General features: G+C 70.1%; 10 protein-coding genes. 6 read left to right on the top strand and 4 right to left on the bottom strand.

Translation table 11 applies throughout. From position 1 onward, the window contains the following. Positions 1–129: 129 nt before the first annotated feature. Entirely contained in the window at positions 130–1089 is a 960-nt protein-coding gene (locus Q5425_RS39180; protein ID WP_308677475.1) for an alpha/beta hydrolase, read from the top strand. Positions 1090–1178: 89 nt separating this feature from the next. On the opposite strand, the gene Q5425_RS39175 is transcribed toward Q5425_RS39180, so the two are convergent. After that, positions 1179–3917 (bottom strand): AAA family ATPase, encoded by a 2739-nt coding sequence (locus tag Q5425_RS39175; protein ID WP_308677474.1) that lies wholly within the window; start codon positions 3915–3917, stop codon positions 1179–1181. Between the two features lie 151 nt (positions 3918–4068). Here Q5425_RS39175 and Q5425_RS39170 point away from each other — a divergent pair, with 151 nt between their 5' ends. Further along, on the top strand, positions 4069–4695 hold the full coding sequence (locus Q5425_RS39170; protein ID WP_308677473.1) for a helix-turn-helix domain-containing protein: 627 nt from the start codon (positions 4069–4071) through the stop codon (positions 4693–4695). A gap of 836 nt (positions 4696–5531) precedes the next feature. On the opposite strand, the gene Q5425_RS39165 is transcribed toward Q5425_RS39170, so the two are convergent. After that, complete coding sequence (locus Q5425_RS39165; RefSeq protein ID WP_308677472.1) at positions 5532–5912, bottom strand: hypothetical protein; 381 nt, start codon at positions 5910–5912, stop codon at positions 5532–5534. Positions 5913–6427: 515 nt separating this feature from the next. Between Q5425_RS39165 and Q5425_RS39160 the strand changes: the two genes are divergently transcribed. Next, on the top strand, positions 6428–8764 hold the full coding sequence (locus tag Q5425_RS39160; protein ID WP_308677471.1) for a tetratricopeptide repeat protein: 2337 nt from the start codon (positions 6428–6430) through the stop codon (positions 8762–8764). A 690-nt stretch (positions 8765–9454) separates the two neighbouring features. Here Q5425_RS39160 and Q5425_RS39150 read toward each other — a convergent pair. Next, positions 9455–11317, bottom strand: coding sequence for a hypothetical protein (locus Q5425_RS39150; RefSeq protein ID WP_308677470.1), 1863 nt, complete (start codon positions 11315–11317; stop codon positions 9455–9457). 92 nt (positions 11318–11409) lie between these two features. On the opposite strand from Q5425_RS39150, the gene Q5425_RS39145 reads away from it, so the two are divergent. From Q5425_RS39145 to Q5425_RS39135, 3 genes are read left to right on the top strand one after another with little or no spacing between them, the layout of a single operon-like run. Beyond that, positions 11410–12633 carry a LysR substrate-binding domain-containing protein gene (locus tag Q5425_RS39145; protein WP_308677891.1) on the top strand — a complete coding sequence of 408 codons (1224 nt, stop codon included), beginning with the start codon at positions 11410–11412 and terminating at the stop codon, positions 12631–12633. 47 nt (positions 12634–12680) lie between these two features. Then, complete coding sequence (locus Q5425_RS39140; protein ID WP_308677469.1) at positions 12681–13373, top strand: response regulator transcription factor; 693 nt, start codon at positions 12681–12683, stop codon at positions 13371–13373. Further along, the gene (locus tag Q5425_RS39135) at positions 13370–14815 is read left to right on the top strand and encodes a HAMP domain-containing sensor histidine kinase (RefSeq protein WP_308677468.1); all 1446 of its coding nucleotides are present in this window, start codon (positions 13370–13372) and stop codon (positions 14813–14815) included. Before Q5425_RS39140 ends, Q5425_RS39135 begins: the two co-directional genes overlap by 4 nt. Before the next feature lie 288 nt (positions 14816–15103). Here the strand turns inward: Q5425_RS39135 and Q5425_RS39130 are convergent, their stop codons facing one another. Next, the gene (locus Q5425_RS39130) at positions 15104–17179 is read right to left on the bottom strand and encodes an MMPL family transporter (protein WP_308677890.1); all 2076 of its coding nucleotides are present in this window, start codon (positions 17177–17179) and stop codon (positions 15104–15106) included. Positions 17180–17249 lie beyond the last annotated feature (70 nt).

Here is a 17249-nt window from a genome sequence, read left to right as displayed (position 1 = left end):
CGGCCCGCCGGGTTCGGCCGGAGGCCAAAGCCAACACCAGTCGCGTGACAGATGCCTCGCCGTGGCGGGCCTGGAACCGTCGGCATCACGCCCGCCGCGGGTTTCGCCGCCACGAGAGAAAGAACACCGATGACCGACTCCAAGCCCGTCCTCGAACCGGACGCCCAGGCCTTCGCCGACGCCAACTCGACGCCGCCGTTCCTCTACCAGATGTCCCCCGAAGAGGGACGCAAGATCGTCGACAGCGTGCAGGCGAACCCCGGGCAGGTGCCCGACGCCGACATCGCCGACCTGACCATCACCGGCGGCCCGACCGGCACCGTGCCGATCCGGATCGTCCGCCCGGTCGGCGCGACCGGTGACCTGCCCGTCATCCTCTACGTCCACGGTCTCGGCTGGGTCTTCGGCGGACCGCAGACCCACGACCGGCTGATCCGCGAACTCGCGGTCGGCACCGGTGCGGCCGTCGTGTTCCCGGACTACAGCCTCTCGCCCGAGGCGAAGTACCCGACGGCGATCGAGCAGATCTACGCGGTGGCGGACTGGATCCGCACCCACGGGGCCGAGCAGAGCCTCGACACCAGCCGGGTCGCCGTCGCGGGTGACTCGGTCGGCGGGAACATGGCCGCGGTCACCACGATCCTGGCCAAGCAGCGCGACGGCATCTCCTTCACCGGCCAGCTGCTGTTCTACCCGGTGACCGACGCCAGCTTCGACACCGGCTCCTACCGCCAGTTCGAAACCGGCTACTTCCTCGCCCGCGAGGGCATGCAGTGGTTCTGGGACCAGTACACCACCGACCCCGCCCAGCGCGCCGAGATCACCGCGTCGCCGCTGCGGGCGAGCCTCGAGGATCTGGCCGGGCTTCCCGAGGCGCTCGTCATCGTCGGTGAGGCCGACGTGCTGCGCGACGAGGGTGAGGCGTACGCGGCCAAGCTGCGCGCGGCCGGCGTGCCGGTCACCGCGGTGCGCTACCAGGGCATCGTCCACGACTTCGTCGGCCTCAACCCGCTGCGCGGCACCCGCGCCGCGCAAGCGGCCATCACGCAGGGCATCGGCTTCCTGTCCGGCGTGCTCGGCACGGCCTGACCTCCGCCGGTCACGGGCGCGCACCAGCCGGAACCGCTGCGCGCCCGTGACCGCCCGCCCACGCTCGCCGAGGCCGGCCGGAACGACGGTCACGCTCGGCCTTCGGGCACTCCGAGGGCCGCCATGACTTCCCTCAGCTGTGCGCGGTTCGTGATGCCGAGCTTCGGGAAGATCTTGTACAGGTGCGCGCCGACGGTCCGGTGCGACAGGTAGATCCGGTCGGCGATCTCCTTGTTCGTCAGCCCGTCCGCCGCCAGGCGCGCGATCTGCAGCTCCTGCGGGGTCAGCACCCCGGCACCCGGACGACCGGCGCGCGGACGGCGGCCCGTGGGCACCCCGGCCGCGCGCAGCTCGGCGGCTGCCTGGTTCGCCCACTCTTCGGCCCCGTGCTCCTCGAAGGCGTACAGCGCCGCGGAAAGGTGGTCTCGTGCGTCGGGCGCCCGCCGCTCCCGGCGCAGCCACCGGCCGTAGGAGAGCTGGGTCCGTGCCCGTTCCAGCACCGCCCGGCCCCCGCGCCCGTGCTCGAGTGCCGCCTCGAAGTGAGCGCCGGCCTTGATGTCGGCAGCGAGCAGCCCGCGGCACCGCTGCACGAGCATGTCCAGATCCGGCGACTTCAGCCAGGCAGCGTCGCGCTCGGCGCCATCCAGCACACGCCGCGCCGATTCGGCCTTGCCCGACCGAACGGCCGCCTCGGTGAAGTCCCCGAGCGCCCACAAGGCAGTTGTCCGGTCCGCGCTCACCTTCCGCAGCTCGAGCCACGCGTCGCGATAGCTGCGTTGCTGGAGCGCAAGGTGCCCGGAGGCCCAGGCCGCGCGCGCCGTCGTCGACGTCCACAGTGCATCCGGTGACTGTTCGCCGATGCGGGCGAGCGCGGCGACGGCTTCGGTGCGTTCCCCTCGCCAGGCGAGCCCGAGTGCGCCGGAGGCGGCTGCGGCTGCGGCGACCGCGGGCAGCCCGAGCTCGGTCGCGACCCGCTCGGCCATCGCCGCGTCCGCGACACCCTCGTACAGCGAGCCCGCGAGCACCCGCTGGCACGCCAGCCACGCCAGCAGATGGCTCTCATCACCCAAAGCGTCGCTGCGCTGCAGGTGGGTCCGGCCGGCGGCGAACGCCGCTAGCGCGGTGGGCAGGTCCTGCACGGTCTCGGCCGCCAAACCCAGGCTCAGCAGGACCCGAGGTTCGGTCAGCACCGGCGGCAGCAACGTCTCCAGCCGCGGCCGCGCCTGGGAGGCGTAGCCGAGTGGATCCAGCAGGGCCAGCCCGATCAGCTGCAGCGGGTCTCGCAGATTCGGGCCGGCCTTCGTCAGCTCGGCCATGACTTCGGCGGCGTTGTGCTGTCCGCCGGGACGGAGGGCGAGCTGGACGGCCGTGGCCCACAGCAGCCGGATCCGCTCGGCGCGGTGGTCGTCCCCGGCCGGGCCGGCCAGCCGCCGGGCCAGAGCCACCAGGCCCCGTTCACTCGGCGACGGCAGCCCGGACATCAGGTTGTTCACGATCTCGGTTCCGGCCAGCTCCACGAGCACGGCCGGCTGGGTGGCCAGCGGCCTGGCCTGCTGGACCGCCCCCAGCGCGTCGTTCGTCCTGCCCGCTTGACGCGCCAGCTCGGCGACCGCGGCCAACCGCCGGGCCCGCGGTGCCGCTTCGGGCGACAGCGCCGCCGCACGCTCGAGCGCGTTCACCGCCTCCGCCAGAGCACCCCGCTGCGCGGCCCCCATCCCCGCGGCCTCCAACTCGGCCGCGATGTTCTCGTCACGAGCGCCGGCCGCCGCAGCGCGGTGCCACGCCGCCCGCATCGGATCCTGCGCGACCGCGGCAAGGACGTGGTGCGCGTCGGCGCGCTCGATCGACGACGCCGCTCCGTAGACGGCCGAACGAAGCAGCCCGTGGCTGAACCGCACGCGGCCCTGCCACACCTCCACCAGCCCGCTGCGTTCCAGGGGATCGAGGCCTTCGGGACCGAGGCCGACCTGCCGGGCCGCCGCGACGAGATCGCTCAGCGTCGGCTCGCCGCCCGCCGCGGCGAGCAACAGGAGCCGCCGGCTCGCCGCGGGCAGGGCCGCGGTCTGGGCCAGGAAAGCCTGTTCCAGCCGGCGAGTGGTGGGCAGCAGCGGAGGAAGTGGTGAGTCGGGCGCCGGTCCACGTTCGCGCAACGCGACGGGAATCTCCCGCAGCGCCAGCGGGTTTCCACCCGCCTCCTGCAGAATGCGGGCCCGGCGGGCCGGTGTGAGGTCCGAGGCGACGCTGTCGAGCAGCAGCGCCGAGTCCGCCTCGGACAAGGGACCGAGAGTCAGATGAGTGCCGGGCAAGGACTTCGCCGGCTCGGCGTCCCCGGCTGCCGCGCGAACGGTCGCCAGCAGAAGGATCGGTGCCGCACTCAGGCGTCGCGCGAGGAACCTGATCACCTCGGCGGTCGAAGGATCGAGCCACTGCACGTCCTCCACGACCAGCAACAGCCGCTGCCGCGCCGCCACCTCTTCGAGCAGGCCCAGCACGGCAAGACCGATCAGCAGCCCTTCCGGGGCCGGTCCGTCGGCCATCCCGAAAGCGGTGAACAAGGCCTGGCGCTGCCGCTCCGGCAACCCTTCGGCTTCGTCCAGCACCGGATGGAGCAGCTCATGAAGTCCGGCGAACCCGGCATGACCTTCGCTCTCCAGGCCCGTGCAACGCAGCTGCCGGAATCCGTCCGCGCGAGCGAGTTCGCTGAACTCCTCCACGACCCGGGTCTTGCCGATACCGGCCTCGCCCGCGATCACTACCGCCGCCCCGTCGGCCGTCACGCTCCGGGCAACCCGCGCGAGCTCGTCCAGCTCAGTCGTTCGGCCGATCACCGCGGCTCACCCCCGGCTGCCGGGCAGGCCTGAGGGTGAAGCGCCGGGGAACGCGGCGACTCGATCTTGGCAAGAGGTGGGATGAGCAACCTGTGCACGGTGCTAAAGTCCGCCTGGTCGGTGGGGTGATCGTCAGAGCGCGAGGTACGTAGTGGCCAAGGGGAGATACCACTCGCCCCGCAGGCTCAGCGCGGCCGCCGCCACCCGCGCCGCGATCCTGGACAGCGCCCGCGACCTCTACATCGAGCGAGGCTACGTCAACGTCACGGTCGCCCAGATCGCCTCCGCCGCCGGCGTCGCACCGCAGACCGTCTACAGCAGTACCGGCGGGAAGGCCGAGATCCTCCGGGAACTGCTCGTACCTGCTGTTCACGACCCCAACGCCGGACGAACGCTCAGTGCGGTAGCCCAGAGCGACGACCCCGGTGAGGTCATCGACCTCACCGCCCGCGGAACCCGCCTGGCCCACGAAGCGCACTGGGAGATGCTCGAAGCGCTCGTTCCCGAATGCCGCACCGAGCCTATTGCGGCAGCTGTCCTCGAAGCTGGGAACGCCCAATATGCCGCCGCGCTCGCGACGATTGCCGCCAGGCTGATCGAACTGAACGCGCTTCGACCGGGGGTGGCCGAGGACACGGTGGCGGACGTGCTCTGGTTCTACGTCGGACAGGACGCCTGGTTCAGCCTCGTGAGTCACCGCAGGTGGAGCTTCGACGACGCCGAGCGCTGGCTGGCCGCGGAAGCGAAGAGGGCACTGCTTGCCTGCCCCGGCACCTGACACATCACTCATCGTCTGAGTTCCGCCGTCGGCGCTCCGCAACCGCCTGTTTGCGGCAACGTTCCGTAACCGACCACAACGGTACTCTAATCGATAGGTCGTCCTCTAATCAACTTCGACCCACCTCGGCCGTCATCGGACTGAAAGTGCAGCTCAGGATCGCCCACGGGGCGATGCCGACTGCTCGTCAACACTCGGCTGGCCGATGCCGTGCACCCGCTCCATCTGCTCACAACGTGCCTCTGGGACAGAGCGCGCTGCAGATCTGCTACGCAGCGTGATAGCGGGTGCTGGCTACGTGAGCAGATCGCCCGGCCACGCCGATACTTCGTGCTGCAGGGATCCACCGAATCCGGCACCCAGTACCTGTTTCCCGGCCACCCGCCCCACCTGCCACGCAGCGTTTGCCACCTCCTGCGCAGACGCCATCTGCCTGTCGCATCGGCCCGGAACACCGCCATGCTCGAAGCGGCCACCACGCTCTCGCCGATCGTGCTCAGCGACCTGTTCGGCATAGGCACCACCACTGCCAACGCGTGGTCCACCTACGCCCAGACGAACCGGACGGCATTCCCGACAGCACGACAAACCTCACCGAGACCGCGGCCATAACGACACCGGTCAGCCGCTCACCGCGTAGTGGACACCGATCGGCTCGGCGTCCACTGCGCTGCGTGTGACGCTCCTGGCGCGCTGATGCGCTTGACGATCGCGGATTTTGCCGAGACCAATCAATCAATCCTGCTCGCAGTATCTGCAGCGGTGAGCGGGCGCTTTCAGCACGGTGCTCGCGCGAGCCGCGCTTGTCCTGCGATCCGCCGCCCGTCGTCCGAAACCTAGTACTCGACGTTGACGAGCAGGATGGTGCAGTCGGTGCATCCGCTGTTGTCGCCGGCGCCGAAATAGTAAGTCTTCACCCGGCCGTCGGCCCCGTCCACGAACCTGAACCAGCCGTGGTTCACCCCGGCGTGGAACCATGTGATGTGGTTCAGCGGGATGAGCGTGGGATCGATGACCACGTTCGGGTTGTTCGCTGAAAAACAGTACTTGTCCCCAGAGCTGTTGTTCCTGAAGAATTCCGTGAAGTCGTGGCGGTCGAGACAGGCCTGCAACCCGATGTACGGGTTCTCGAATCTGGTCGCGGATGCCGGCGCGACGAGTCCCGCGGTGGCCGCGACAGCGGCTGCGGCCGCTCCGATCAAAGTCCTGATCCTCATAAGATTCCCCTTCTTGTCGTGGATGGCCTCGAACAGGCGGCCAACCCGGGTCGCGACTTCATCACGTTCACAGTTGATCGTCAGGACTCTTCTTCAACTCGAGTTCATGACCGCCGCTCCTTCAGGCCGGGCTCGCTGGGTATGCCGCGGGGTTCACGGCGTGCCCATCCGCTGCCGCCGAGGGTGTTTGCGTCGGCGCGGGCACATCGGCCGTCGGAACTGTGGTGAATACGGAACACACCCGGGCCGCGCTCGGGTGAGCGGTGGCCGGGCGTACGTGCCTTTGCTCCCCGCGGCGAACCTGCACAGCACTGGTCCGACGGCGGTGGTCACGCGGATGTTCTGGGCATCGATAACCGCCCATCTCCCTTGTTCCTGCGTCGTCTCGCGGGATTGAGTCCTCATGATGCTGTTCGGTCGCTTGCTGAGGCCAGGTCACGGACCGGCCACCGATGGCCGGTCGTGCGCTACCGTCGAGCGCGAGGAAGATCCCGGATCTTTCGAGGGGGATGAGGGTGCAGGACGAGACTGGGTTGGCGGTGCGGCGACTGCGATTGCGAGCCGGGTTGACGCAGGAGGGCCTGGCGGAGCGGTCCGGCGTGTCGGTGCGGACCATCCGGGGGATCGAAACCGGAACGCGGCGTAATCCCCAGCTTGCTTCGTTGGTCCAGCTGGCGGATGCGCTCGAGCTTTCGCCGGGCGATCGTGACGACTTGCTGGTGGTGCTGAGTGCGGCGACGCCGCCGGCGGCCGCGCCGCCGGTTCCCCGGCAGTTGCCTGCCGTGCCACGCGGGTTCGCCGGACGGGCCGGCGAACTGGCGGCCTTGGAAGAGCCCGCGGAAACCGTGGTCGACTCTGGACGCGGCGCCCTGATCACCGTGATCGGCGGCGCCGGCGGTATCGGCAAGACGTGGCTGGCGCTACGGTGGGCACACGATCACCTGGACCGGTTTCCGGACGGGCAGCTGTTCGTCGATCTGCGGGGGTTCAGTCCCAATGGTGACCCGGTGGACCCGCCGGCCGTGGTGCGCCTCACCGCGCTCGGGGTGGATCCGGCGGAGCTGATCGGTGGCCCGGACGAGCTGGCCGCGCTGTATCGCAGCCGGGTCGCGGGCAGGCGAATGCTGATCGTGCTGGACAACGCGGCCACCGCCGACCAGGTGGCGCCGCTGCTGCCGGGGACGGCCGCGTGCACGGTGCTGATCACCAGCAGGCGGATCCTGAGCGCGTTGCTGCACCGCTACGGCGCCCGTCACGTGCGTCTGGGTGTCTTGGCCGAGGACGACGCCCGCACGCTGCTCGCCCACCGGCTGGGCCGGGAACGGCTGACAGCCGAACCCGAGGCAACCACCGCGCTGATCCGTTCGTGCGGGAACTACCCGCTGGCGTTGTCGGTCGTGGCCAGCCGCGCACAGATCAGCTCCGACATCCCCATCGGCGAATTCGTCGCCGAACTCCGGGAGGTCGGCCTGGACGCGTTGGACGACGCTGACCCCACAGTCAGCCTTCCCGACGTCCTTTCCTGGTCGCTGCACTCCTTGACCGTCGAGCAGCGCAGAGTGTTCGCGCTACTCGGTATCGCCCCCGGCGCGGACATTGCCCTGCCCGCCGTCGCGCACCTTGTCGACCTGTCCCGAGCGCGGGCCCGGAAGATCCTGCGTCAGTTGGAAGACGCGTCGCTGCTCACCCGCCGCGCCCGCGACCGCTACCTGCTGCACGACCTCGTTCGCAGCTACGCCGCCGCAACCGCCGAGCGCGAGATCCCGCAGGAGGCCCGGGAAGCCGCTGTGCGGCGCGTGCTCGACTTCTACCTCCACACCGCCCATGCCGCCGGGCGGTTGCTGGAGCCGGACGTCCCGCTTCTGCGGCGCGGCCTACCCACTACCGCGGTCGAGGTCTGGAAGCTGTCGGATGCGGCCGCGGCGATGGACTGGCTGAACGTCGAACATCGCACCCTCATGGCCGCCCAGCACACCGCCGCCATCCTGGGCCGGCACCACACGGTGTGGGCCTTGGCCGCCGCCTTGAGTACCTTCCACCTCCGGTCGGGGGACCACCAGCATGAACTCGCAGCGTGGCGGGCGGCGCTGGACGCGGCCGACCAGCTGGGCGATCCGGCTGTGCGCTCCGGCGTGCACTGGCACCTCGGACGGGTCTACAACCAGATGCGAGGTCACGACGAGGCCGTTCATCACTTCCACGTCGCACTCGACCTGGCCGAGGAACACGGCAACCTCACCGACCAAGGCCACGTCCACCTGCAGCTGAGCCGGGAGTGGAACGGCTGGGGAGACAGCCGACGCGGACTGGAGCACGCCACTCGGGCACTGGCGCTCTTCCGCACCATCGGACCGCCGCTGCTGGAAGCCAGCGCCCACATCGTCGCCTGCTGGTGCCACCTCCTCCTTGAGGACTACGACACCGCCCGCACGCATTGCCGGCACGCCCTGCGCTTGATCGAGAACGTCCATCCCGAGCTCGAGGGCGTCGCCCACGATCGCCTCGGGTACATCGCGCACCACACCGGCCACCACCGGCAAGCCATCGAGCACTACCAGCGAGCCCTCACCCTGTTCCGCGGTCTTGACCACAGCTACGAAATCGCCAACACCTTCGACAACCTCGGACACCCCCACACCGCCCTCGGCCAGTACGACCACGCCCGCGCCGCATGGCAGCAAGCACTCCAGCTCTACCAGGGCCAACACCGCAACCTGGACGTCCAGCGCGTGCGACAGCAACTCGACGCACTCCACCATTTCACCGGCGAACGGGCCTGTTCACCGTCGGCACCCTCCGCCGACACGCCGCTCCCGGCCAACGGGCCAACCCGCGATCGCATCGGCGGCTGACGCGCTCGCGGTAAACCGGTTCGCTCGCGCGACGGAAGTTCGCGAGGGTCGGAACGCCGGGATCGGTTCCGGCAGGCGGCTCGTGGTAGCGGGTCGACGTGCTGGACGCCCGAACTGCCCCGCCTTCGCCTCGCAGCGCCTCGAGAGGAGCATCGTGCCCGGATCGACGACCAGCTCACCTGTGCCTGAGCCGTACGCGCGACGCCTGTTGGCCGAGATCGTCAACGTCGACCCGAACAGACCCGGAAGCAGCGTGCTGTTCATCGGTTAGGCGACTTGGGGATGGGCGCCGAGCCCGGACCCTCTCGAGGCCGATCGGATGGCGCTGCTGCGCCGAGTCCGTGATCGGGAACCGCGATTCCGGCGCTCTTTTCCCACCCGGCGCCTGATCGTCCGCGCGCCGGATGCGACCTCGACGCGCGGCTGGCCCCGGACCTCGAACTGCTGACGGCGTTGCGGCAGCAGTCGGTGCTCTACGACCGCGACGAGCACGGCGAACTGCTGCACTTCTTCACGGTGGTACTGGGCGGCCGCGTCTTCTTCGAGTCGGGTGCAACGGATCGGCGGCTACGCCGGAGACGGTGCGGCGAACTCGCCGGTCCGGATGGCCGCGCACCGGCGGCAGCGTGTGGCCCAGAGCGTCGGGAGGCCCGCCTGACGCCGAACCGGGTTCGACGCGCCGGCTCCTGCTCAGAGCTCGCCAAGCACCTTGATGAACGTATCGACGTCGCCGCGGGATTCGACTACGAACAGGTGGCCGAAGCCGAGCTGGTCTTGCGCGGGTTTCTGGACCTGCGCCGGATCGAGGTGGGTGTCCTGCCGAGCACTCACCCGGGCGGGGTCATGCCCGTACAGGCCGGGTTGCGCGGTCTGCGGCGGTTCCCCGAAATTCCGCCGCGGGTCCTCGCCGAACCAGGGCCGCATCAGCTCGGCCACGTCGCCGCTGTGCGGCAGTTGCCCTCGCGCCGCGAGCACGTTGAGGAAATCGTGGGCGAGCAGCGCGGACATGGTGTTGACGGCGGACCGCATCTGGGCCTTGACATCTTGGGCGAGCAGACCCGCCGGCCACGGCAGGTCTTTCAGGAGATCGGTCAGATCGATCTTTTCGACGGCGGGCCGGATATTTCGTTCCAGCCGGCCGATGAGTTTCCCGATCATGGCGGTGTGCAGGTACTCGGCCACTTTCCGCTCACCGATACCCAATTTCAGGGCCAGCGCCCGCCAGGGGCCGAGCAGGCCGCCTGAGATGACGTTCTCCCAGGTGTCCTTCGGCCAGACACCGTACACGTCCTTCACGTGACTGCTCAACAGGCCGGCTGTGCTCAGTGCCTGGTCGGTGGGCACGCGCAGCTGGTATTGGTAGAAGATCTGCTCGACGAGCGGGTCGTCTTCCTTGACTCTCTTTCCATTCTTGCCGAGGTTGATCGCGATCGCTTTCTTGGTGATTTTGCCCTTGAAGAGGGCGTCGGCGAACCTTGCCCTGCGCACCGGGTCGAGGTCCTCGTCGACCAGCTGCTCCAGGGTGGCTCTGAAGAGGTCCGACGCCGGGCGCCCGCGATCTCGCAGATAGCCGGTGAGCAGCTGCTGCATGAAGGTGGCCAGCTGACCGGCGATGGTGATGATCATCAGCCGTTCGCACTCGTCCAGAATCGTCTGTTTGGTCTTGGCCGGGTCGATGCTCGCAGAGAGCCGCTCCTCGATCTCCCGGTAGACGTCGCGACGGTGTACTTTGTCCGGCCCGACCAGTTCGCGTCTCTGTTCGACGAGTTTGTTGAACACCGCGAAGTTGGTCGCGAAATTGACCTGCGTCGCAATGCTTCCGTGGTGCTTTGTCATGGGCACGATGTCGATCGAACTCAGCTCGTCGGCCTGGAGTCGTCCCGGTTTGAGTTTGCTATGGTGCGAGAGGTTCTCGGCGGTGATCAGGGCGCCGTCTGCGAGCGTGAAATCAGGACCGACGAATTTGCGCAGGTTGATCAGCAAATCGGGAAGTTTCAGGTGGGTTCCGGCGGCCTGGCCCAGTGCTTGGTGGGCCAGGCCGACGACTTTTTCGACCTGGTCGGCCTTGGGCACGGGCGTGGCGGCGTCCTTGACCGGAAGCAGGAACGGTGGTGTGACGAGCTCGAACACGTTGGCCGCGTCCGTTTCCACGGCGAAGGACAGATTGGTGTACGGCAGCGGCTGGTCGGCGGTCGCCACGGTGAGGTGGGAGACGCCCTGGAGCGGGCCCTCGTGCCCACAGAACTCGTGTTCGAAACCGACGGTGGTGAACGGCTCGCGCTCTTGGCCCTCGAGAACGGCGTGCTGCTTCTGCTCCTGCTCGCGGACGAACGCCGAGTATTCGTCGGACTCCACGGCCAACGTTCGTTGGTGCACCGGCCCCGCACGCGATGCCAGCATCTGCGACACGGCGCGGTTGCCCGCCGAAGCCTGGAGTTCGCGCAAAGCGGCCACGTTCGTGGGTGGCCGGCCGCCGGCGGATCGATTCGGGTGGACGAGGTTTTTCGCCGGGCGTTGTGGCTCGTGTGCGGGCTCCTGGGCCACCGTCGGCATGGGCGCCCCCGTTTCTTCGGAAAACCCGCCCGGATTTCCCAGTGTGACCGCTCGCGGCTCGTGGTCACAAGAACAGCCGTCGCCGTTGACCCATTCGGCAGAGTAGAGCCGGCCAGCCGGCGTTCAGGGGCGTCGAGAGCCGAGCAGGCGCATCGGGAGATGCTGGCCAACTTCGACAGCGGAATGATCGTCACCAAGGACGGCGGGTTGACGGCCGCGCACTGACCTCCTGTGCGCATCGAGGTCGCGGCCCGCGGGCCGCCGCGCGGCTGCACATCGCCCAGCCGGCGTTGTCGCGCCAGATCCGCGCTCTCGAGGACGAGCTGAAGACCGCCCTGTTCGTCCGCGACCGCAGGACTACGGTCCTCACCGCGGCGGGCGAACAACTCCTGGCGGACGCCCGGGACCTGCTGGCGGCCGCCGAAGCCGTCCACCGGAGAGTCACGGCCGCGGCCGAGGCGAAACCGGTGCTCACGGTCGGGTTCATGCCGGGCATCGTGGTCACCCCGGCGGTACGAGTGCTGGCCCGGCGGCGGCCGGACGTCAGCGTCCGGCTGCTGCGCACCAGCTGGCACGATCAGGTGGAGGTCGTCCACGACGGCCGCGTGGACCTCAGCATCGTCCGGCTGCCGGTCGACCAGCGCGGCCTGACCGTGCGGCCGCTGTTCACCGAACCCCGCGTCGTGATGGTGCCCGCCGGGCACCGGCTGGCCGGGAAGGAGTCCGTGTCGGTCACCGAACTCGCCGACAGCTGCGAGCGCGAGCCGTGCGGTATTGCGCGCGGAGAGGACGGGGATGCCGTGCTCGCGCAGCTGGTCATGGAGCGTGGCAGGTCGCCCGCGGTATTGAACACCGCAGCCTGCCCGGCTACTCCGACGGCGAGTTCCGTCGCTTGGTGGCCTCAGCCCGCGTCGACGTCGCGGCCGTCGCCGACCGGATCGACCGAGGCGAGCGCATCCTGCGGACCTGGCTCACGGCACCGGACCGCCTGGAGCAGCAGGACCGTGCGCTGGGCGCCGCGTTGGCAGAGATCGCCGACACGGGCGTGGACCCGACGCAGGTGGGAAGCGCCCGGCGTGCCCTGGCAGCGCCGGCTCGGGCGGCCACTGGGCGGGCGGCTGCGCTTCACCACCACCATCGACCTGGCCACCCCGGCGGCCTGCGCTCGCGGCGCCATGAGACGCGGCGTGAGGTGCCGGCGTCGGAGTAGGCGGCGACGACCTGGCCGTGGCCCGCGACCAGCTCATCGGCCATTCCGTACGAGCACGGCCCGCGGGCACCACAGCGGCGACGCTTTAATCCTGGCTTCAGGTTGATCGGGGAGGATGAGCGGCAAAGCATCGACTGGAAGGGGCGGGCCGGCGTGCGGATCATGATCGCAGATGATGACGCGGCCATCCGTGAGTCGCTGGAGCGGGTGCTCCAGGTCGAGGGTTATGACACCAGCACCGCCGCCAACGGTCTCGCCGTGCTCGACGGGGTCGGTGGGGCCGGCGGTGACACGCTGGATCTGCTGATCCTCGACGTCATGATGCCCCGCCTCGGCGGGTTGGAGACTTGCCGGCGGTTACGGGGTGCGGGCCGGGATCTGCCGGTGCTGATGCTGACCGCCCGTGACCAGGTTTCCGATCGGGTTGCGGGGCTGGACGCGGGTGCCGACGACTACCTGCCCAAACCGTTCGCCACCGAGGAGTTGCTGGCCCGGGTGCGGGCCCTGCTGCGCCGGCGGACGCCGACCGACGATGAGTCGCAGATCCTGTCGTTCGCCGACGTCCGCCTCGATCCTGACCGGTTCGAGGCGTGGCGGGGCGAGCGGCCGCTGCGCCTGACCCGGACCGAGTTTTCCCTGCTGGAGGTCCTCGTCCGCAACGCGACCCGGGTCTTGACCCGCGACGCGCTGTTCGAGGCGATCTGGGGCTTCGACATGAGCACCACCGCCAACAACCTCCAGGTGTACGTGAGCTACCTGCGCCGCAAGATGGAGGCCGGGGGTGAGCCACGCTTGATCTACACGCGGCGCGGCCTGGGGTACACGTTGCGGGAGACTCCTCCGTGAGCAGGCCCGCCGGCCGGGAACCGCGCCGGCTGACCCGATGGTGGCGCCGGCGGTCCCTGCGGACCAGGCTGACGGTGATCGCGGCGACGGCCATCGCGGTCAGCGTGTTCGTGGCCTTCCAAGTGGCCATTGAGCTACTGGACCGGGAGCTGCAGGACACCGCCCAAAATCAGCTACGCGCCGACTCCCGCGTCCTGGCGACGAACGCGGAGCGCGCCGGTCTGGCGCAGGTCCAGCTACCGCCGTATCCCGGATCCGGTGGGCTGGTGCGGGTCATCCTGCCCGACGGCTCGACCCGGACGCCGCCCGGCCAACCCGCGCTGCCCCCCGTCAGCGAGGGCGCCGGGCGCGTGGCGCAGGGCGCGTCCGCCGACCTGATGGAGTCGGACGACAGCGACGACGACGGCTACCTCATCTACACGCTGCGGGCGGGCGACGGCGCGGTCCAGGCGGTCCGCGTCGCCGACGGCAGCACGAACAACCGGTTCGGGTGGGGCATGCTGCTGATCGGGCTGCTCTGCGTGGCCGGCGGCGCCCTGGTCGGGCGGACCGTGGCGCGGGCCGGGCTGGCCCCGATCGACCGGCTGAGCGCCGCCGCGGTCCGTGTCGCGCACACCCGGGATCTCGACGCCGACATCCCGGATGAGGGCGGCGGGGAGATCCGGCGGCTGATCCAGTCGATCAACGACATGCTCGCCGCGCTCCGGGACTCCCGGCGGGCCCAGCGGCTGCTCGCCGAGGACGCCGCCCACGAGCTCAAGACCCCGCTCACCAGCCTGCGCCTCAACGCCGAGCTGCTGATCCGGCTCGATCGGCGCGGCACCCTGGACAGCGCACTGCCGGCGGAGAGCCGGACCCGGCTGCTCAACGATCTGGGCGCCCAGGTGGCCGAGTTGAGCACCCTGGCCGCCGAGCTGACCGACCTGGCGCGCGGTGACGTCACCGACGAGAGCACCGAGCTGCTCGACCTCGCCGACGTGGTGGTGGCCGCCGCGGCCCGGGCGCGTTCCCGGGTGCCCGACATCGAGATCGCGCTCGACGTGACCTCCGTGTGGGTGAGCGGGCGTCCCGCTGCGCTCCAACGGGCGGTGCTCAACCTCATCGACAACGCCGGCAAATGGTCTCCCGCGGACCAGCCGGTCCAGGTCCGGCTCCGGGCCGAGTGCGCGTCGGCGGTGCTCGAGGTCGACGACGCCGGGCCGGGCATCGACGCCGCCGACGCACCGCGGGTGTTCGACCGGTTCTACCGTGCCGACAGCGCCCGGGCGTTGCCGGGATCCGGTCTGGGGCTCTCGATCGTGCAGCGGGTCGTCGACGCCCACGGCGGCCGGGCCACCGTCGCCCGCTCCGCACGCGGTGGCGCGCTGCTTCGGGTCGCCCTCCCGGCCGCGACCGGCCCGATCCCGCGGCTCACTGCCGGGGAGGACACCGCGGTGCGCTGACCCGCCCCGCCGGCGCGGCGCAGGACCAAAGGGCGGCGGCCTCGGGCATGGCCCCCCGCGGCTCATCTTCGGGGCGGGACACCGCGGTGCGCCGATCCCGGCCCTGGCCGCACGGCGCAGGACCAAAGGGCGGTTGTCGGGCTCGTGAAAAGTCTCACGGCGTCCCCGGCCGCCGCGGCCCCGACTCCGCACTTTCACGTGAAAGTGCGGCCCCCGACCCCGCACTTTCACGTGAAAGTGCGGGGTGGGGCCTGGGCCCCGTCCCGGATCTCGTCCGCGCCGCCGCGCTCACCGTTGCAGCGCAGGCTCCTCGTCGTCCACGAGCGGCCGTTGACCGGCCGGCAGCTCCACCGGCCGGGACAGCCGGCTCGGCCACCACATCCGCCGGCCGATCAGCAGGGTGAGGGCGGGCACCAGGACCGACCGCACCAGCAAGGCGTCGAGCAGCACGCCGAAGGCGACCAGGAACCCGACCTCAACCAGCATCACCAGCGGAAGCGTGGTGAGGACCGCGAACGTGGCCGCCAGAACCAGGCCAGCCGAGGTGATGACGCCACCGGTGGCGGACAGGGCTTTGAGCATGCCTTCTCTGGTGCCGAGACGCATGGTCTCCTCACGGGCCCGGCTGGCCAGGAAGATGTTGTAGTCGACGCCGAGCGCCACCAGGAACAGGAACGCCAGCAGCGGCACCGACGAGTCAATACCCTTGAACCCGAGGATCGTGTCGAAGACGAACACGCTGCCGCCGAAGGCCGCGGCGAAGGAGACGACCACGGTCGCCATCAGGATCAGCGGGGCCGCGATCGCGCGCAGCAGCAGCCCGAGGACGAACAGGACGACGGCGAGCACCAACGGGATCACCAGCAACTCGTCGCGGCTGGTGGTCACCTCGGTGTCGAGGTGCTCCGCACTCGGCCCGCCGACGATCGCCTCCGCCCCGCTCACCGCGTGCACCGCGGTGCGCACCCGCTTGATCGTCTCGTACTCCGCGACGGTGTCCGGCGCGTCCGTCGGGAACACGGAGATGTCGGCCCAGCCACCGCTGGTCTGGCCCGGGATGGCCACGGCCACGCCGGGAGTGCCCTTGACGATGTCGAGCACCCGCTCCTGGTACGCCGGCCGCGTGAAGATCGTCATCGGCTGGCCGCCGAGCTCCGGGAAGTGCTGGCGGAGAACGGTGAAGCCGGTGACCGACTCCGGCGCGTCCGGGAACTGGTCCTGCTGACGCAGGGCGCCGGTGTTGCCCGACAGCCCGATGGCGAGCACGCCGAGGACTCCGAGCGAGCCGAGCGCCGCCACCCACCGGCGGCGGCTGATGGCGGTGCCAAGCCGTCCCCACAGCCCCGGCTTCTCCGCCACGGCCGTGCCGAACCGCGGGATGGCCGGCCAGAAGATCCGCCTGCCGAGCACCACGAGCAGCGCCGGGAACAGCGTCAGCATGGCCACCAGCGCGCACAGGATGCCGGCCGCACCGATCGGGCCCAGCCCGCTGGTGCTGTTCAGGTCCGCAAAAAGCAGGCAGAGCAGGCCGGCGACCACGGTGGCCGCGGACGCGACGATGGCCGGCGCCGCGCTGCGCAGCGCGTGGACCATCGCGACCCGGACGTTCTCGTGGTGGTGCAGTGCCTCCCGATATCGAGCGATGAGCAACAGCGCGTAGTCCGTGCCGACGCCGAACACCAGGATCGTCAGCAGCGCCGAGTTCTGGTCGTTGACCACGATGCCGAAGCCCTTGACGAGCAGGTAGACGGTCGCCATCGCGGTCAGTGCGGCCGCGCCCACGGCCACGAGCGGGATGAACCACAACACCGGGCTGCGGTAGGTGATGATGAGCAGGAGCGTGACGACGATGACGGTGATGAGCAAGACCTGCAGGTCGATGCCGTCGAAGACGGATTCCATGTCGCCGTCGATCGCGGCGGGGCCGGTCACGTCGAGTTCCAGGCCGGCGGGGCGGTCCTTCACGGCGTCACGCAACGGGCCGACGATGGCCTCCGGTGCGCCGTAGGCCGTGCTCACATCGAGGGTGAACATCATCGCCTTGCCGTCGGTGGAGGGCCTCGTCGGCGGGCCCTCGTCGCCCTCGCCGGCCGGGGCCGCCACCTTCGGCGGGTACCGCTTGGCCAGGGTGTCGTAGTGGCGCTCGACCGTCGCGCGGTCGGCGTCGGTCATGCCGCCGGTGCGGTGGTACACGAAGACGAACGTGTTGTCTTCCCCGCCGGGGAGACTGTCCTCCAGCACCGCGACCTTCGTGGACTCGGCGCCGGCCGGCAGGGTGACCGCGGCGCTGTCGGTGGTGACCGAACTCAGCTTTCCGCTCAGGGGCACCATGACCACCGCCAGCACCACCCACAAGCCGAGCACCAACCACGGCACCCACCGGCTTGCCAACCGACTGGTCGGCGCTTCCCCGGACTGCGCTGCGTTGACTGCC

The organism is Amycolatopsis sp. A133 (genome assembly GCF_031082405.1).
GTDB lineage: Bacteria > Actinomycetota > Actinomycetes > Mycobacteriales > Pseudonocardiaceae > Amycolatopsis.
The sequence above is the reverse complement of the archived record's forward strand: the minus strand, read 5'-3'. Positions and strand labels throughout refer to the sequence as shown.

Excerpts from the sequence above, each read along its gene's own strand:
- Q5425_RS39180 (WP_308677475.1), top strand. The coding sequence starts at position 130 with ATGACCGACTCCAAGCCCGTCCTCGAACCGGACGCCCAGGCCTTCGCC.
- Q5425_RS39165 (WP_308677472.1), bottom strand. The coding sequence starts at position 5,912 with ATGAGGATCAGGACTTTGATCGGAGCGGCCGCAGCCGCTGTCGCGGCC.
- Q5425_RS39150 (WP_308677470.1), bottom strand. The coding sequence starts at position 11,317 with ATGCCGACGGTGGCCCAGGAGCCCGCACACGAGCCACAACGCCCGGCG.